The sequence below is a fragment of the Kribbella sp. NPDC104218 genome (assembly GCF_055584105.1).
Window position 1 is genome coordinate 1,734,120 of record NZ_JBVJMQ010000001.1, and the last position, 16,971, is coordinate 1,751,090.

17 protein-coding genes are annotated in these 16,971 nt (G+C 69.3%); 5 read left to right on the plus strand and 12 right to left on the minus strand.

Going from position 1 to position 16,971, the window contains the following annotated elements:
* Window positions 1-167: 167 nt before the first annotated feature.
* From ACZ6ZD_RS08295 to ACZ6ZD_RS08305, 3 genes are read right to left on the minus strand one after another with little or no spacing between them, the layout of a single operon-like run.
* Complete coding sequence (locus ACZ6ZD_RS08295) at window positions 168-863, minus strand: ABC transporter ATP-binding protein (RefSeq protein ID WP_465669676.1); 696 nt, start codon at window positions 861-863, stop codon at window positions 168-170.
* Window positions 860-2,155 (minus strand): peptidoglycan-binding protein, encoded by a 1,296-nt coding sequence (locus tag ACZ6ZD_RS08300; RefSeq protein ID WP_465669678.1) that lies wholly within the window; start codon window positions 2,153-2,155, stop codon window positions 860-862. The genes ACZ6ZD_RS08295 and ACZ6ZD_RS08300 overlap by 4 nt, the downstream gene beginning before the upstream one ends.
* A complete protein-coding gene (locus ACZ6ZD_RS08305; RefSeq protein WP_465669680.1) occupies window positions 2,152-3,222 on the minus strand; it encodes a hypothetical protein in 1,071 nt (356 codons plus the stop codon). Before ACZ6ZD_RS08305 ends, ACZ6ZD_RS08300 begins: the two co-directional genes overlap by 4 nt.
* Window positions 3,223-3,334: 112 nt before the next feature.
* Here ACZ6ZD_RS08305 and ACZ6ZD_RS08310 point away from each other — a divergent pair, with 112 nt between their 5' ends.
* From ACZ6ZD_RS08310 to ACZ6ZD_RS08320, 3 genes are all read left to right on the plus strand, one after another.
* Window positions 3,335-4,033, plus strand: coding sequence for a response regulator transcription factor (locus tag ACZ6ZD_RS08310; RefSeq protein WP_465669682.1), 699 nt, complete (start codon window positions 3,335-3,337; stop codon window positions 4,031-4,033).
* Complete coding sequence (locus ACZ6ZD_RS08315; RefSeq protein WP_465669684.1) at window positions 4,023-6,005, plus strand: sensor histidine kinase; 1,983 nt, start codon at window positions 4,023-4,025, stop codon at window positions 6,003-6,005. The genes ACZ6ZD_RS08310 and ACZ6ZD_RS08315 overlap by 11 nt, the downstream gene beginning before the upstream one ends.
* 161 nt (window positions 6,006-6,166) lie before the next feature.
* Complete coding sequence (locus ACZ6ZD_RS08320) at window positions 6,167-6,778, plus strand: hypothetical protein (RefSeq protein WP_465669686.1); 612 nt, start codon at window positions 6,167-6,169, stop codon at window positions 6,776-6,778.
* A 177-nt stretch (window positions 6,779-6,955) separates the two neighbouring features.
* Here the strand turns inward: ACZ6ZD_RS08320 and ACZ6ZD_RS08325 are convergent, their stop codons facing one another.
* Window positions 6,956-7,453 (minus strand): hypothetical protein, encoded by a 498-nt coding sequence (locus ACZ6ZD_RS08325; protein WP_465669688.1) that lies wholly within the window; start codon window positions 7,451-7,453, stop codon window positions 6,956-6,958.
* 346 nt (window positions 7,454-7,799) lie between these two features.
* Here ACZ6ZD_RS08325 and ACZ6ZD_RS08330 point away from each other — a divergent pair, with 346 nt between their 5' ends.
* Window positions 7,800-8,054 carry a hypothetical protein gene (locus tag ACZ6ZD_RS08330; protein WP_465669690.1) on the plus strand — a complete coding sequence of 85 codons (255 nt, stop codon included), beginning with the start codon at window positions 7,800-7,802 and terminating at the stop codon, window positions 8,052-8,054.
* A gap of 166 nt (window positions 8,055-8,220) precedes the next feature.
* Here ACZ6ZD_RS08330 and ACZ6ZD_RS08335 read toward each other — a convergent pair whose 3' ends face one another.
* The 6 genes from ACZ6ZD_RS08335 to ACZ6ZD_RS08360 are packed head-to-tail and all read right to left on the minus strand — an operon-like array spanning window position 8,221 to window position 13,691.
* Window positions 8,221-9,168, minus strand: coding sequence for an LLM class F420-dependent oxidoreductase (locus ACZ6ZD_RS08335; protein WP_465669692.1), 948 nt, complete (start codon window positions 9,166-9,168; stop codon window positions 8,221-8,223).
* Window positions 9,168-9,914: an SDR family oxidoreductase gene (locus tag ACZ6ZD_RS08340; protein ID WP_465669694.1), complete on the minus strand. Its 747-nt coding sequence runs from the start codon at window positions 9,912-9,914 to the stop codon at window positions 9,168-9,170. Before ACZ6ZD_RS08340 ends, ACZ6ZD_RS08335 begins: the two co-directional genes overlap by 1 nt.
* Window positions 9,911-10,573 (minus strand): histidine phosphatase family protein, encoded by a 663-nt coding sequence (locus ACZ6ZD_RS08345; protein WP_465669696.1) that lies wholly within the window; start codon window positions 10,571-10,573, stop codon window positions 9,911-9,913. Before ACZ6ZD_RS08345 ends, ACZ6ZD_RS08340 begins: the two co-directional genes overlap by 4 nt.
* 1 nt (window position 10,574) lies before the next feature.
* Entirely contained in the window at window positions 10,575-11,624 is a 1,050-nt protein-coding gene (locus ACZ6ZD_RS08350; RefSeq protein WP_465669698.1) for a phosphotransferase family protein, read from the minus strand.
* Window positions 11,617-12,447: an SDR family NAD(P)-dependent oxidoreductase gene (locus ACZ6ZD_RS08355; protein ID WP_465669700.1), complete on the minus strand. Its 831-nt coding sequence runs from the start codon at window positions 12,445-12,447 to the stop codon at window positions 11,617-11,619. The genes ACZ6ZD_RS08350 and ACZ6ZD_RS08355 overlap by 8 nt, the downstream gene beginning before the upstream one ends.
* A complete protein-coding gene (locus ACZ6ZD_RS08360) occupies window positions 12,444-13,691 on the minus strand; it encodes an acyl-CoA dehydrogenase family protein (protein ID WP_465669702.1) in 1,248 nt (415 codons plus the stop codon). Before ACZ6ZD_RS08360 ends, ACZ6ZD_RS08355 begins: the two co-directional genes overlap by 4 nt.
* 69 nt (window positions 13,692-13,760) lie before the next feature.
* Between ACZ6ZD_RS08360 and ACZ6ZD_RS08365 the strand changes: the two genes are divergently transcribed.
* Window positions 13,761-14,360: a TetR/AcrR family transcriptional regulator gene (locus ACZ6ZD_RS08365; RefSeq protein WP_465669704.1), complete on the plus strand. Its 600-nt coding sequence runs from the start codon at window positions 13,761-13,763 to the stop codon at window positions 14,358-14,360.
* Between the two features lie 102 nt (window positions 14,361-14,462).
* On the opposite strand, the gene ACZ6ZD_RS08370 is transcribed toward ACZ6ZD_RS08365, so the two are convergent.
* The gene (locus tag ACZ6ZD_RS08370) at window positions 14,463-15,908 is read right to left on the minus strand and encodes a M81 family metallopeptidase (protein WP_465669706.1); all 1,446 of its coding nucleotides are present in this window, start codon (window positions 15,906-15,908) and stop codon (window positions 14,463-14,465) included.
* A 5-nt stretch (window positions 15,909-15,913) separates the two neighbouring features.
* Window positions 15,914-16,936 carry a LacI family DNA-binding transcriptional regulator gene (locus tag ACZ6ZD_RS08375; RefSeq protein WP_465669708.1) on the minus strand — a complete coding sequence of 341 codons (1,023 nt, stop codon included), beginning with the start codon at window positions 16,934-16,936 and terminating at the stop codon, window positions 15,914-15,916.
* Between the last annotated feature and the right edge of the window lie 35 nt (window positions 16,937-16,971).

Here is a 16,971-nt window from a genome sequence, read left to right on the forward strand (position 1 = left end):
CCTCCGCCCCCCCCAACACACCGCTCCCCCCACGGGTCTCCCCCCCCCCCCCCCCCCCCCCCTTTTTTTGGCTTTCTTTTTTTGGGGAACCCCCCCCCCCCCCCCCCCCCCCCCCCCCGGGGTGGACGGCCCGCCGGTGGGAGAGTCCGGGGGGCCTGCTGTGGGGGTCACCATTGGAGGGTTCCGTCTACTATGCGAACTCGGCGTTGGGCGCGGGCGGAGACGTGGTCGTCATGGGTGATGACGGCCAGGGTCATGCCGCCGGCGTGCAGCTCGTCGAAGAGTTCGAGGATGGCTTCGGCGTTGGCGCTGTCGAGATTGCCGGTGGGTTCGTCGGCCAGCAAAAGGCTGGGCTCGGCGACCAGGGCGCGGGCGATGGCGACGCGCTGGCGTTCACCGCCGGAGAGGGTGGTGGGGCCGAAGTCCATCCGGTGCGCGAGGCCGACGCGTTCGAGGGCCACCCGGGCGCGTGCCATCCGCTCCCGGCGCGGGACGCCGACGTACACCATCGAGAGCGCGACGTTCTCGAGCACGGTCCGGTGCGCGAGCAGGTGGAACGACTGGAAGACGAAGCCGATCCGCTCACCCCGTAGGACCGCGCGCCGGCGCTCCTTCAGGCTCATCGTGTCCACGCCGTCCAGGCGGTAGACGCCGTCGCTGGGGTTGTCGAGCAGGCCCAGCAGGTGGAGCAGCGTCGACTTACCCGAGCCGGACGGCCCGACGATCGACAGGTACTCGCCCTGCCGGATCGTCAGATCGACGTCCTTGATCGCCTCCACCTCCGGTGGTCCGGGGAAGAACCGGCGGACGCCGATCATCTCCACCACCGGAGCCGGCAGCGCGATACCCACGGGGACGGTCATCGCCCGACCACCACCTGGTCGCCCTCACCGAGCTTGGCGTCGCCGACCGGCGTCACCGCGGCGAACCCGTCGGCCGACAGCCCGACCTTCACCGGGACCAGCTCGGTCTTGCCGTCCCGCAGCACCTCGACCCGCGAACCGCCGTCCGACCCGGCGGACAGCGCCGCGAGCGGCACGGTCAGCACCTTGCCGTTGGTGCTCTTGACCGGGATCGTCACCCGGACGTTCGCGTCCCGCAGCTGCTCGAGCTGCTTGGGGATCAGCTTGTTCGGCGCGACGACGACGTCGTACGACTCGCCCTTACGGCTCGACCGCTTGACCTTCGCGTTGACCGTCGACCCGTCGCCGAGCGTCAGGATCGCCGCCATCCCGGGCTTGAGGTGTTCACCGGACGCCGCGTCGACCTTGAGCGTGACGACCAGGGCCGCCCCACTGGCCGACATCACCGCACCGCTCGCCGTGCCCCCGCGCTCGACGTTCACCTTGTCGACCCGCCGCGGCAGCGACTTCACGTAGACGATCTCGGCGACCGGCAACGGCGTCGCGGCCTTGAGCTCGGCGTCGTCCTGCGCCTCGCGCGCGTCGGCCAGCGCCTCCTTGGCGTCGTCGACCGCGCCCTTCTGAACGGTCAGGTCCGGCGCCTTGGCGTCCTTGGCCTGCTTGAGCTGCGACTGCGCCTGGCGGAGCGCCTTCTTCGCGGCGTCGACGTTCTTCTTGGCCGCGTCCGCCGCGTCCTTGAGCTGCTGCTCGGCCTCGGGCGCGTCGTACCCGGCCTGCTCGTACAGCTCACGGACCGCCCGCGCCGTCCCGCTGTCGTACTTACCGTCCACGCTGCCCGGGTCGAAGCCGAGCCGATCGAGCGTCCGCTCCAGCTGCAGGACGTCGGGGCCCTTGCTCCCCGGCGCCAGCGACCGGTACATCGGCAGGACGCCGGCCAGCGCGATCACCGGCCGCCCGACGATCTCGAGCAGCGCCTTGCCCTCGGCGATCGTCGAGCCGACCGCCGGGACCTTCCCGGTCACGATCGCCGGCGTCGTCAGCCCGCTGGTCTCGACCCGGATGTTCACCGCGCCGTCGAACGACGCGTCCCCGCGGCCGACCACTTTGCTGGCCAGCGCCTTCTTCTCGACCGGGACCGTGATCTGGGACGCCTTCGGCGGCGCCGTCTTCGCGGCGGCGTCCTCGGGCGAGGTGATCCGGGCGCCGGCCACGACGCCGACCCCGAGCGAGGCGGCGGCGAGTGTCGCCACCCCGACCAGGATCTGGCGCCGCGACTTGGGTGATGAGCTCACCGGTTCGCCATTCCGTCGCGGTACGACTCGAGCTCGGCCTTGTGCTGCTCGACGAACTCCTTCTCCATCGCGTACTGGACCTTCTTGTACGCCTCGTCGTACTTCGACGCCTTGCACTTCTGGTCGGCGACCGCGAGCTCGGTCTCGGCCTTGCGCAGCTCGGCCAGCTTGGTCGCGTCCACCTTGTCGAACGACGGCGGGCCGACGACCGTGACGCTGCCGCCCTTACCGCCGTCCGGGACGCCCGTCGACGACTTGTTCCCGGTCAGCTCGTCGAGCTGCTTCTGGATCTTCTCGCGCGGCTCGTCGAGTTTGGCGAACCCGCTGTGCCCGGCGTCGGCCAGGCAGTCCGACCAGCTCTTCAGCGCGTCGACGACGCCCTGGTCGCTCTCGATCCGCTTGTTCAGCGCCTGCAGGTCCTTGAACAGCGCGTCGAACTTCTTGAAGTCGTCCTGGTTGGCCTGCGGGTCGCCGTACGCCTCGGTGAACGCCTTGCCGCGGCAGCCGATGTCCTCGGGTTTCGGCTTCGTGCCGTCCATCGGGATGGCGACCGCCATCCCGTCGCCGGCGCCCTTGCCGTTCAGCGCGGTGTCGTAGGCCTTCTGCGCGGACGGCGACAGCCCGTCCCGGATCTTCTTGTTCGGGTCGGACGCCGCCTCGTCGGCGTTGGCCTTGGTCCAGTCGATGGTGCTGACGCCGTAGCCGTACTGCTCGGCGAACTTGTCCGGCGGCAGGTCGAACGCCTCGGCGAACTTGCTCTTCTTCCGCGACTCCGGCGGAATCGCGACGTACTCGAACCCGGCCGTCTTCATACAGGCCACGGTCGAGTCCTCGACCTTGCGCTGTTTGGCCAGGTCCTCCGCGGACGACTCGGTGGTCCCACCGGCCCGGACGGCGCGGACCGAGCCGCCGCCGCTACCGCCGATGAAACCCTCGCCCATGTACTCGGCGAGCGGGCTCTTGTCGCTCTTGCCGTCGCCCGCGACGGGCGACTTGTCCTGGTTGTTCCCGCAGCCTGCCAGGGCCAGGACGGCAACCAGGGCGAGCGCGGTAGATGTGGTCTTCATGGCAGCGAGCGTGCCGCCCGGGTCGTGAAGAACCTGTGAAGGACCGGTTTGCACCCGATGCTCTCAGTCGATCTTCATCGGATTCTCATGAAGTTCGGGGACATTAAGGAGCATGCCTGCCCGGATCCTGGTTGCCGAAGACGATGTCAAACAGGCCGAACTGATCCGGCGGTACCTCGAGCGGGAGGGGCACCTGACGGTCGTCGTCCACGACGGGCGCGCCGCGATCGACGAGGCCCGCCGGCGCAGTCCGGACCTGCTGGTCCTCGACGTGATGATGCCCAAGGTGGACGGTTTGGACGTCTGCCGGGTGCTCCGCGCGGACGGCGACGTCCCGATCATCATGCTGACCGCCCGCTCGACCGAGGACGACCTGCTGCTCGGGCTGGATCTGGGCGCGGACGACTACCTGACCAAGCCGTACAACCCGCGCGAGCTGGTGGCCCGGGTCCGGACGGTGCTGCGCCGGACGCGGAGCCGCGCGGAGGGCCAGGTGTACCGGGTCGGCGAGCTGGAGATCGACCCGGGGCGGCACGAGGTGCGGCTGGCCGGCGAGCTGGTCGACGTGACGCCGGCGGAGTTCAAGATCCTGGCTTGCCTGGCCGCGGCGCCCGGGCGGGCGTTCTCCCGGCAGCAGCTGCTGGAGCACGCGTTCGGGTTCGACCACTACGTCTTCGATCGGACGGTCGACGTCCACGTGATGAACCTGCGCAAGAAGATCGAACCGCCGGGCGAGGCGCCGGCGTACCTGAAGACCGTGTACGGCGTCGGCTACAAGCTGGCGGACAAGGTGGTTTCCGATGCGTCGTAGTCTGCTGGTCCGGTTCCTGGGGTTGTCGCTGGCGGTCGCGCTCGGCGCGGTGGTCGCGACGGCCGTGATCGCGTCGTACAGCACCACCGAGTCGCTGCAGGGCGAGTTCGACCAGAACGCCGGCCAGCTGCAGAACGACACCCGCATCTTCACCACGCTGAACGACTACGCCATCAACCACAACGGCTGGTCCGGTGTCGACAAAGAGCTCCGTCGACTCGCCGACGAGACCGGACGCCGGATCGCGGTCACCGAGCCGGACGGCACCGTGATCGCGGACTCGGCCCGGATGCTCGGCGCCGCGCCCGAGCTGCCCTCGGTGCCGGCGGCAACCATTGACGCGAGCAACCAGGCCGGCCTCGCGTCAGCGGTACCGCTGATGTCGTACAAGGCGGTCGGCCGGACGGTGTCGGTCGGCTCGGCGGTGCAGTTCACCTCGGCCCGGGCGTGGGCGCCGATCGGCGACCCGAGCTGGGGTCTGACCGACAAGGAGCGGGAGGAGCGGGCGAAGCTCGCGCAGCAGGCCGCCGACTGTCTGGACGCCCGCGGCTTTCCCGCCTACGTCGCGACCAGTGACGGGACGTCGACGGTGACGATCCAGGCCGGTCAGACCGATGACGGTACCGGCCTGGAGATCGTCCAGCCGGCGAACGGCTACTTGATGACCGGCGTCGAGGCGCAGCTCGCCGACAGCGTGCCGCCGACCGCCGGTAAGCCGATCACCAAGGCCGACAAGGAGCGCGCCGCGGAGGCCACGGCCCGGTCCAAGGCAGCGGCCGCCTGTACGCCGAAGGGCCTGTACGCCCCGAGCGCCAAGGCGAAGCTGGTCAACGACGACGAGGTCCGGCGGGCCAAGGAGTGCCTGGACGCGGCGCGGATCAAGTTCACCCTGACCCGCACCGAGGACGGCTTGCAGCAGGTGACGGTCCCGAAGGGGACCGAGGCCACCACCCCCGCCCAGTTCTTCGAATGCGCGCAGCAGGCGAGCTCACAGGCCCTGGCGCCGTACGTCGCACCGCCCGCCAAGCTCTTCCTCGGATCGAAGAGCACCTTCAACCTGTTCTCCGCCGAGGGCATGCTGCGGACGGCGGCGACCGCGCTCGGCGTGATGCTGATCGCGGCCCTGGTGATGCTGCTGACCGGACGGCGCCTGGTCCGGCCGATCGTCGCGCTGACCGGCGCCGCCCAGCGGATGCGCAACGGCGATCACGCGGCCCGCGTCCCGGTCACCGGCAAGGACGAGGTCGCCCGGCTCGGCCACGCGTTCAACGCGATGGCCGAATCCATCCAGCGCGCGGACTTCCAGCGGAAGGCGATGGTCAGCGATGTGGCCCACGAGCTGCGAACCCCCTTGGCCAACATCAAGGGCTACCTGGTCGCGTCGGAGGACGGCGTCGTCCCGCTCGATGCCGAGCTCGTCACCTCACTGCTCGAGGAGACCGGCCTGCTCGAACACCTCGTCGCCGACCTGCAGGACCTGGCGCTGGCCGATGCCGGCATGCTCCGGATGCATCCCGCCGAGCGCGACCTGACCGAGCTCGCCCAGCAGGTCGTCCTCGCCCACCGCCCGGCCGCCGAGGCCGCCGGCGTCACGCTCACCGCCGACGTCCCGGCCCAGGCGATGGCCGCCGTCGACAACGCCCGGATGCGCCAAGCCCTCGGCAACCTGGTCTCCAACGCCATCCGCTTCACCCCGACCGGCGGCACCGTCGTCGTCGGCGTCCGCGCGGTCGACGACGGCTACAACCTGACCGTCACCGACAACGGTGCCGGCATCGCCGAGGAGCACCTCCCACACCTCTTCGACCGCTTCTACCGCGCCGAACAGTCCCGCTCCCGCACCACCGGCGGCAGCGGCCTCGGCCTCGCCATCACCAAACACCTCGTCGAAGCCCACCACGGCACCATCACCGTCACCAGCCGCCTCGACTCCGGCTCCGTCTTCACCGCCTGGATCCCCCGCGAGCACTAACCACAGGAGGTACCACCCGAACCACCCCAGCCGAGCCCGCCGCCCAGCGGCGAACCGGGTCTACGTAGGCATCTACGTCCTGTCGTTCGTGCCGCTGTATCAAACCCGGCCCGACTACGCTCTCTTCGACGGACGCTTGCCCGGCTGAAGGACTGTCACTCGTGAGCTATTACCCCGGCGGGATCGCCGCCCCGGACTACAACCAGCGGCCGCCGCGGAAGAACCGGGCGGGGCTGGTGATCGTGTTGATGCTGGTGTTGCTGGTCGGCGTGGTCGGGACGGGGATCGCGGTGGCGGTGAAGCTGGTGAACGGCCGGGAGACGGCCGATCCAGCCCCGGCTCCGGTGACGTCGGTTGCACCGACCAAGAAGCCGACGCAGCCGGCGAAGACGACCGCGCCGGTGAAGCCAGCGACCAAGCCATCAGTGACGCCGGTGCGGCCGGTGCAGATCACGCCGGAGGGTCCGCGTGGCGGGCCGGATGCGGTGGCGAAGCAGTTGGTAGCGCGGCTCAATTCGAATGACGCGCGGGGTGTCGGTGCGCTGGCCTGCCCGGGAACGAGTGCCTTGTTGCAGACGCTGATGCGGACGCAAGTGGAACCGCCCGCCGGCCTCACGAGCGGCCGGACGATCGGCCGAGGGCCCGTATTTGCGATCGAGCTGTCCGGAACGATGAACGGTAAAGGCGTGAGCGGCGTGATCGCCATCCGCGACGCCGAGCAGGGCCTGTGTGTACAGGCCTTCTCAGTCACTCCGGAGAGTTTGGCTCGTTAACTCCAGGTGACGTTCTGACACCGGGATCCCCACGGTGTGATGTAAGCCGTATTCAGTGGACGGCTACGGCGGTAAATTTGTTTCGGGGTGCAAACAAGCCGAAGGGCCCGCCATTACAGGTGGCGGGCCCTTCGCTGTTCGGGCGGCATGCGAGCCTACACTGCAGGCACCCGAAACTTAGTTCTTCCTGACAAAGTAGAATGTTGCCAGGGCTCCGACCGTTACCGGCGTCAGGACTGAGCCCAGGTTCTTGAGCTCCGTGACGTTCTCAGTCGGCGGGAGCCGGAACGTTGCGATGACCGTTCCGAGCAGGACCATTCCCAGCAGACCGACCACGATGATGGCCAGCCTGCCGCGGGTCTCTTCCCGCTTCAGCTCGAGTTGCAGGACGTCGCCGTGAACGAGCACCGGGTTCTCGGCGATCGGACGGGACACCTCGTCTTCGCGCTCGTACTCGCCGTTCAGGCGGGCCGGCACGTGCGGTGCTGACGCGATCGGCTGGTCGCCGCGTTCCTTCAACAGTTTGACCAGACTGCTCATCAGCTCGTCGACCTGCGCCTGATGCACCCGGTCGGCAGCCGCGTCGGATTTCCCCGCACCCTGGATCGGGTCCCACCCACCGCTACCGGGCCGCGGCGGCGGGTCGGACCCTTCGTACTGGACTTCATTGGCCATCGGGCCAGCCTCCTTTTCAGCGACCGATGTTGGGGAGCCCGCAGCGCGGGACAACCGATCGGCTGTAGCCAGCATGCCACATGTGTGACGTACTTCGGCCACATGGATTACCCATCTGGCCTGTTCAATATGCAATAACAGGTGTATATCGTGCGTAGTGAATGTAGACCATGTGCGGTACCGTTGCACAGAAGGATCCGTAGGACACACCGGAGAGGAGAAGGACTGTGCTTCCAGGAAGGGAGCTGGAGCGAGAGAGGAAGCCCGTTCCAGTCTTCATATCCGCAGTGAGGAAGCGTGACCGCCGACAGCTTGTCGGCACCATCTGCTGAGAGGTCAACCCACCATGACGAAAACTGAGGAGAAGAGGCAGGTCGGCGCGTCGATCGTGCGGTTGTCCGTCAACCTGGCTGCCGATGCCATGGAGGTTCTGCGCTGGCTGGCGGACCGCCGAGGATTGTCACTGACCGAGACGATCCGACGGGCGATCACGGTTCTGAAGTTCATCGAGGACGAAGTCGATAAGGGCAACAAACTCGCCATCGTCGAGACCGACGCCGACGGCCACCAACGCGTCCGGGAGATTCTCCTGGTCGGCTGAGCCTGTGGTACCCGGGTTCCGGTTCTGTTGCGCGGGGTCCGACCAGCCTCGCTGTCAATCACCCCCCTGATCATGTCTCAGGCGAGCTCGCAAATTCCGTCTCTGAGGCCGTACAGACACTCCGAAGGGCCCATGCTGCGCACAGACGCCGTGGGCCTTTCGTGATCTAACCCGTAGCCAGGGAGCGGGCGGTGTCGAGGAGGTTGGCGCCGGTGGGGAGGGTGGCGATGATCGGGGTGTCGAGGCCGTTGGCTACGTAGCGGTTGATGTGGGCTCGGCAGGCGGCCGGTGAGCCGTGGACGATCAGGTCGTCGATCACCTCGACCGGGATGGCGGCCATCGCGGCGTTGCGGTCGCCGGCGGCCCAGGCTTCGCGGAGGGGTTGCATGGCGGGGCCGCGGCCGAGCCAGTCGTGGAAGGCGGCGTAGCCGGGGACGGTCAGGTAGGTCGCGATCAGGTAGCGGCCGATGTTGCGGGCCATCTCGGCGTCCTCGGTGACGCAGACGAAGATCCGCGCGGCCAGCTCCTTGTCCGGGCCGAGCTCGGCGCGAACCTGACGGACGTCGTCCGCGGACAGCCAGTTCGTGATCGCGCCGTCCGCCTCGCGCGCGGCCAGCTTGAGCATCTGCGGCCGGAGCGCGGCGAGCATGATCGCGGGCGGCACGTCGGGCGCCTTCTCCAGGCGGAAGCGGTTGATCGTGAAGCTGTCGAACGTCCCGTCGACCTTCTCCCCCGCGAAGGCCTGCCGCAGGAAGCGCAGGACGTCGCGGGTCCGGGCCAGCGGTGGGTCGTAGGCGATCCCGTTCCACCCGGTGACGATCGTCTCCGACGACGCGCCGATCCCGAGCACGAAGCGCCCCGGCGCGAGATCGGCCAGCGCGGCCGCGCTCATCGCCAGCGCCGCCGGACCACGGGTGTGCACCGGGACGACGGCCGTCCCCAACCGAAGCTGGTCGTTCCACTCCGACGCCAGAACCAACGGGGTGAACGCATCCGCCCCGGCCACCTCGGCCGACCACAGATCCGTGTAGCCCAACGCGGCCAGCTCGGCGATCAGCGGCCGGTGGTCCCGCAGCGGGACGCCGGTCAGCGGCACGGTCAGCCCCCAGCGCATCAGATCAGCTTCCGCAGGATCGGCAGCGGGACCGCCTTCATGAACCGCGCGAGCGGCACCCACGGCCAGGCGGGCACGTACGCGTTCGCCTTCTCCGCCTCGATCGCCTTCACCATCGACCGGACGCCGGGCACGGTGTCGACGATCAGCGGTGTGCTCTGCACATGCTCGTTCAGCGCGGACCTGATGTAACCGGGGTAGATCGTGCTGATCTCGATCGGCTTGTTCAGCATCTCCATCCGCAGGCCCTCGGCCAGCGATGCGACCCCGGCCTTCGCGGCGGCGTACGCCGTGATCGTCTTCGGCAGCCCGCGCAGCGCGGCGGCCGACGCGATGAAGACCAGATGACCCGCGTTCCGGGCGCGGAAGAGCTCCATCGCGGCTTCGGCCTGGGTGAACGCGGCCATGAAGTTCGTGTGCAGGGTCTCCCGGTTCACCTCCGGCCGGCCGGTGCCGACGGGTACGCCTTTGCCGATCCCGGCGTTCACGATGATCCGGTCGAGCCCGCCGTGCGCGGCGTCCGCCGCACGGAAGACCGTGAACACCTGCTCGTCGTCGGTGACGTCGAGCTTGTGGACGGTGATCGTCAGCTCGGGATGCCGGCCGAGGAACTCGTCGCGGAGCGCGGCCAGCCGGTCCTCGCGGCGGGCGGTCAGCGCGAGGTTGTGCCCCTTGGCGGCGAACTGCCGGGCCATCTCCTCGCCCAGTCCCGCGCTCGCACCCGTGATCAAGATGTTCCGTCTCATCGGTAAGTGAGCCTTTCGCTGCCGTCGACGTGTCCGTGCTCGTTGTAGCTGACCAGCGTCAATCCGCTGCGCCCCGACACGACCTTGGTGATCGCGGTGTTGATCGTCACCGGGTTCAGCCGCGCCCAGAGTCCGTCGCCGCCGGAGAGCAACCGGCTGACGACCGCGGCGATCGGCCCGCCCGAGGTGAACACGAGCGCGGTCTCCCCCTTGCCGAGTCGCGCGGCGGTTCGGCGTACGGCGTCCTCGGATCGATCGCAGAAGGCCTGGAAGGTCTCGTCGTACCCGGCGCCGCCGTCGATCCAGCGCTGCGTCGCCGCGGTGAACATCTCCTGGAAGGCGCGCTTCGGGTTCCCCGTCCGGGCCAGGTCGGCGATCATCAGCGCACGGACCTTGTACGCCGGTTTGTGCGCGACGATCACCTGGTCGTGGTCGAACTCGTCGTACCCGTGAACGACCTCGGCGGTGAAACCGGCCAGCGTCGCGGTCTGCTCGTGCCGGCGCATCGACCCGGCGACGACCAGATCGGGGCGGATCCCGCGGGCGGACAGATCAGTGCCCAGGGCAACGGCCTGCTGCTCGCCGAGGGTGGACAGTTTGTCGTAGTCGCGGGCGCCGAACGACGCCTGCGCATGCCGGACCAGGTAGATCGTCGGCATCTCAGCCCTGCCGGATGATCCGTCGGCAGCGGCGTTCGAGCAGGTTGACCGGGAGCCAGAAACTCTTGAACTTCGGGTTCCGGGTCTGCTTGTGGTGGTAGCGGTAGTAGATCTGCTGCGCGATCGCCGCCAGCCGGAACAGCCCGAAAACCTCGTAGAACGCCCAGCTGTCCGGTTTCAGACCGGACTGCTCGGTGTAGTAGGCAACGATCTCCGCGCGGGTCAGCATCCCCGGCGCGTCCGAGGGCTGCAAACGGAACCGGCGGAACGCCCAGTCGTCGTCCCCCTGCACCCAGTACGCCAGCGCGCTGCCGAGATCCATCAACGGATCGCCGAGCGTGGCGAGCTCCCAGTCAAGGATGCCGGCCACCCGCTGCGGATCGTCGGGATCGAGGACGACGTTGTCGAGCCGGAAGTCGTTGTGGATCACGCAGATCCGGGCGTCGGCCGGCTGGTTCGCGACGAGCCAGGCCATCACCTTCTCGAAACTCGGCACGTTCCACGTCTTCGCCTTGCGGTACCGGTCCGACCAGCCGCTGACCTGGCGTCCGACGTACCCCTCACCGCGGCCGAGATCGGACAGACCGGCGGCGGCCGGGTCAACCGCGTGCAACTCGACGAGGGTGTCGATCAGGGTGAATCCGAGCTGCCGGGTCTGCGCGGTGGTCAGGTCGACGCCGAGGGCGGACCGGCGCGGGATCGTGCCCTGGATTCGTTCCATCACGTAGAAGTCGGAGCCGATCACCGACTCATCGGAGCAGTGGGCAACCATCGTCGGGACGTACCGGAAGACGGGCTTCAGCCCGGCCTGGATCCGGAACTCGCGGCCCATGTCGTGGGCGCTCTTCGCCTTCGTGCCCGCGGGCGGACGGCGCAGGATCAGCTCCTGGCCCGGATAACTCAGCAGGTAGGTCAGGTTCGACGCTCCGCCGGAGAACTGCTTGACCTCCGGAACACCCGGCGGCAGCTCGGTCTGCTGCCGTAGCCAGGTGTCCATCGCGGCGACGTCGAACGCGTCCTCGTCCCGGACGGCGCGGGCGCCGTCACCCATGGGTGGTGCCGCCGCCGGGCGTTTCCGCGACAGAGGTGGCGTCGCGGTCGGCCCGAGCGGCGCGTGTGTGTGCCTTCGCGGCGATCTTGTTCATCTGGCGGTCGTAGAGCGGCCGGGCCCAGCGCTTGGTGAGGTAGGCCAGGCGGGCCGGGCGATCGGGGACGATCAGGAAGCGCCGCTTGGCGATCCCGGCCAGCACCACGGTCGCAATGTCGTCGGCCGAGCGCGGCGACTTCTCGATCAGCTGCCGCGCCGACATCCGCATCGCCCGGTCCGCGCCCTGGAACGAGTCGGCCAGATTGGTGCGGAAGAACGACGGACAGACCACCGACACCGCCACGCCGAACGGCTTCAGCTCGTGGGACAGCGTCTCGGACAGCGCGACCACACCGGCCTTGACGGTGTTGTACGAGCTCATCATCGGCGGATGAACCAGCCCGGCGACCGAGGCCGTGTTGACGATGTGACCGGATCGCTGCCGCTTGAAGAGCGGCGTGAACGCCCGGCAGCCGCGGACGACGCCCATCAGGTTGATGTCGACGACGCGATCCCACTCGTCCAGGGTCTCGACTTCGATCCGGCCGCCGGTGGCGATCCCGGCGTTGTTGACCAGGATGTCGAGGCCGCCCCACTGCTCATCGCACCAGGCGACCGCGGCCGTCCAGTCCTCGGGGCTGCGGACGTCCAGGCGGAGATACGGGCCGTCGCCGACGTACGTCGTACCGATGTCGGTCCGGAGGACTTGGTGGCCGGCGGCAACGAACTTCTCGACCAGGGCGGCGCCGAGACCACTCGCGCCGCCGGTCACCAGGATCCGGCTCACTTGGCGGCCTCTTCCTTGCGCTCGGCGAGATAGCGGGCCAGCTCGATCCGGGCGACGACGCCGCGGTGGACCTCGTCCGGGCCGTCGGCGAGGCGAAGCGCGCGGGCGCTCGTCCAGGCCGCGGCGAGCGGGTAGTCGTCGGACAGACCGCCGCCACCGTGCAGCTGGATCGCCATGTCGATCACGTCCTGCGCCATCCGCGGCGCGACGACCTTGATCTGGCTGACCTCGCTGAGCGCGCCCTGCAGGCCGACGGTGTCGAGCAGGTACGCCGTCTGGAGCACCAGCAGGCGGGCCTGGTTGATCGCGATCCGGGCGTCGGCGACGCGCTCCCGGTTCCCGCCGAGGTTGACCAGGGGCTTGCCGAACGCCTCGCGGCTCGTGCCGCGCTGCAGCGCCAGCTCGAGCGAACGCTCGGCCAGACCGATCAGCCGCATGCAGTGATGGACCCGGCCCGGACCCAACCGGCCCTGCGCGATCTCGACCGCGCGGCCCGGCCCGACCAGGATGTTGCTCGCCGGCACCCGGACGTCGGTGAACGACACCTCGCCGTGGCCGAACGGCTCGTCGTACCGGCCCATGGCCGGCAGCAACCGCTCGACCTTCACCCCCGGGGTGTCCCGCGGGACGAGCACCATCGTGTGCCGGTTGTAGCGATGCGCGTCCGGGTCGGTGAGACCCATGAAGATCAGCAGCTCGCAGTCGGGGTGGCCGACTCCGGTGCTCCACCACTTGCGGCCGTTGATGACGACCTCGTCGCCGTCCACGATCGCGGTCGCGGCCATGTTGGTCGCGTCCGAGGAGGCGACGCCCGGCTCCGTCATACAGAAGGCGGACCGGATCGTGCTGTCCAGCAGCGGTTTCAGCCACTGCTCCTTCTGGGCCCCGCTGCCGTACCGCAGCAGGACCTCCATGTTGCCGGTGTCGGGGGCGTTGCAGTTGAAGATGTACGGCGCGATGAACGAGCGACCGGTCAGCTCGGCGATCGGGGCGTAGTCGACATTCGACAGGCCCTCGCCGTACTGCTCGTTACCGGGCTCGGCCGGTGGGAGGAACAGGTTCCACAGACCCTGGGCGCGGGCCTTGCGCTGCAGCTCCTTGAGCAGGGGCTGCGGTTGCCACGGATCGGCGGCGGCCAGGGTCGCGGCGTGCAGTTGCGCCTCGACCGGCTCGATCTCGGTCCGGATGAACTCCTCGACCCGCCCGATCAGATCCTGAGCACGGGCGGACGGTTCGAACCCCATCGCACTCCTTCCGGGTTCCCTGGCGGGGTACCGCCGGGTACGGGTTGACCGTAGCGCACCATTTGAGCAATGCTCAACAGCGTGGACAACAGATTGACCGCGGAGGAGCGGAAGAAGCAGCTCGTCAAGATCGGCTTGATGATGTTGCGCGATCAACCGATCCACGAGCTGTCGATCGACGCGATCGCCGGCCAGGCCGGGATCTCCCGCAGCCTGCTGTTCCACTACTTCCCGAGTAAGCGCGACTACTACGTCGCGGTCATCTCCGCGGCCGGGCGCCGCCTGCTCCGGGTGACCAAACCGGATCCCGAGCTGTCCCCCGAGGAGGGGCTGCGGGAGATGCTGGTCCAGTTCGTCGCGTTCATCTCGCGGCGGCGGACGGCGTACATCTCGTTCGTCCGCGGCGCGGCCGGCGGTGACGACTACGCCGTCGAGGTGTACGACGACACCCGGGTCGGGCTCTGCCGCCGGATCCTCGGCTTCCTCGGCACCCCGGAGGTCGCCGACAACCGCGGCTCCGCGGAGTACCTCCGCATCCACGCGTGGCTCGGCTACACCGAGGACCTGGCGATCGAGTGGTCCGGCCTGGCCGAGGACGCCCGTCCGATGACCGCCGACGAGCTCATCGACCACGCCATCGACGCGCTCCACACCCTCCGCAAGCTCTGACGGCACGAGCGACAGGAGGTACCGGCCCGCGCGGGCCGGCTGCCGGTGGGCCGAGCGTGCGCGGGGAGGTACGTAGGTGACTACCTCCTGTCCTTGGTGCTGCTAGATCAGCTCTGGGGTGAGGTCGGGATCGGGCATGTCGGGGTTGAAGGGGTAGAGCGGGCGGATCACGTTGTGGTGGCCGAGGCGGAGGAGGTCCTGGTCGACGCCGCCGGGGGTGAGGGCGAGCAGCCAGTCGGCGGCCAGGTCGTAGAGCTCGGGCTCGAGGTAGCCGATCTTGACCAGGACCAGGTCGGTCTTGGCGGGGTCGAGGCCGAGCAGCGTGAAGTCGGCCAGGTGGTGGTAGGGCTTGCGGCGGGTGGTGAGGATCGCGTGCAGGCCGCCGACCTGGACGACGGCGACCGTCCCGCCGACCGGGTCGTCGGAGAGCGAGAACACGGTGCCGGTGAGCTCGACCGGGCCCGCGGGGCCGGAGTCGACCTTGCCGCCCGCGGCGACGCTGACCGGGTTGCCGACACCGGCCGCGACGCAGGCGGCGACGGCGTCCGGGTCGGTGATGCTCGCGTGGATCGCGGTCGCTCGGCCGGAGGTCAGCTCTTCGATCGTGAGTAGCTCGCGCAGCGTCCAGGAGACATCGCCCGCGCCGCCGGCGGTCGGGTTGTCGCCGGAGTCGCTGATCAGGAACGGGCGCGCCGTACTCTCCAGGCCGGCCGCGACGCACTCGTGCAGCGTGCCGGTCGGGGCGACGAACTCGAAGTCCGCGCGGGCGTCCCAGTAGGCGCGGGCGAGCTCGTTCGCGCGGTCGGTGATCAGCTGCTCGTCGTCGCCCATCACGACGACGGCGGCCTGACAGCGCGGCTCGTCGGCCCACGCGTACCCGACCCACATCGCGGCGTCCAGGACGCCGGGCTCGTCCGCGATCTCCGCCACGCGCTGGTAGATGGACGCCGCCGGCTCGATCCGCGTCGAGGTCTTCTCCCCCGGCAGCAACACCGGCACCTGAACCCAAGCCTTCTTCGGCTTCCCCAGCCCGGACCGCAGGCGCTCCACCAGATTGCGCGCCGTCCGCTCGCGGCTCTCCATCGCGTCCTCGTGCGGCGCCATCCGGTAACACGTGATCAGATCGACCGCTTCGCCGAGCTCACGCGACACGTTCCCGTGCAGATCCATCGACGTCGACACCAGCACGCCGTCCCCCAGCGCGGCCCGCACCCGCGTCGCCAGATCCGCCTCGGCGTCCTCCCGGCCCACCACGCTCATCGCGCCGTGAATGTCGAAGAACAACCCGTCGAGCTCACCGGCCGCCCCGATCCGCTCCACGATCTCCGCCGACAGAGCGTCGTACACCTCCCCCACCACAGCCCCACCCGGCAGCGACCGAGCATGTACCAACGGCACCCACTCAACCCCCGCCGCCCACTCCTTCCCGAGGAAGTCGTACCGCGCCAGCAGTTCGTCCCCCCGCCGCACATCGAAGTCGTCCAACCCCGCCCGATGCGGCGAGAACGTACTCGACTCAATAGCGATCCCCGCGATCCCGATCCTCATACTTCTCAACCTTTCACATTCATCCGACCTGTGGAGGAACGGATGACGAGCTCGGTGGCCAGTTCCAGGTGGAGGGGTTCGGTGGGGTGGTGGTTGAGGAGGCGGGTCAGTTGGGTGGCGGCCAGGCGGCCCATTTCGGCCAGGGGTTGGCGGACTGTGGTGAGGGGTGGGGTGGTGGCTTGGGCCAGGTCGAGGTCGTCGAAGCCGGCGATGGAGAGGTCGGTGGGGACGCGGAGGTTGTGGGCGGCAGCGGCTTGGAGGGCGCCGATGGCGGCTTTGTCGTTGAAGGCGATGAGGGCGGTGGGGCGGGGGGTGCGGGCGAGGAGGTCTTGGGCTGCTTGGCGGCCGTCGGCGGTGGTGGGGTGGGTGTGGCGGGTGAGGGTCGGGGTGGGGAGGATGCCGGCGTCGGCGAGGGCGGCATGGTGGCCGGAGAGGCGGGCGTCGGCGGCGAGCCATTCGCGCGGGCCGGCGATGACGCCGATGCGGGTGTGGCCGAGGGAGAGCAGGTGGGTGGTCAGTTGGCGGGCGCCGGAGTGATGAGCGGCGGAGATGGAGGGGATTTCGCGCGGTAGCGGCGTGCGCGGGTCGACGACGACGAAGGGGAAACGCCGGGAGGTCAGGCGGATCAGGTCTTCGGGGGGCTCCGGCGGGAGGATGAGGATGGCGCCGGCCAAGCCGCGCTGGGTGGGGAGACCGGCCAGGACGGGGTCGGCGGCGGCTGCCTCGCCGGCGTTGAGGACCACCTGACGACCGTGCCGATCGAGGGTCTCCGCGATCGACGAGACGATCAGGCCGAAGTAGTCGGTGAGAACGTACGGGCAGCGGACGAAGACGGCGCCGTCCACGGGCTTCGGCGTACCCCCGCGCGGGCTGGGCGCGCGCAACCCGAGCTCTTCGACCGCACGCTCGACCAGGGCCCGGGTTTCCGGCGCCACCCGGCCCTGCTGGTTCAACACTCGGGACACGGTCGCGATGGACACTCCGGTCGCCGCCGCCACCTCGCGCACGGTGACGCGTCGCTCAGGCATTTGTTACATCGCTTTGTTTCACGCTCAGCACTCTA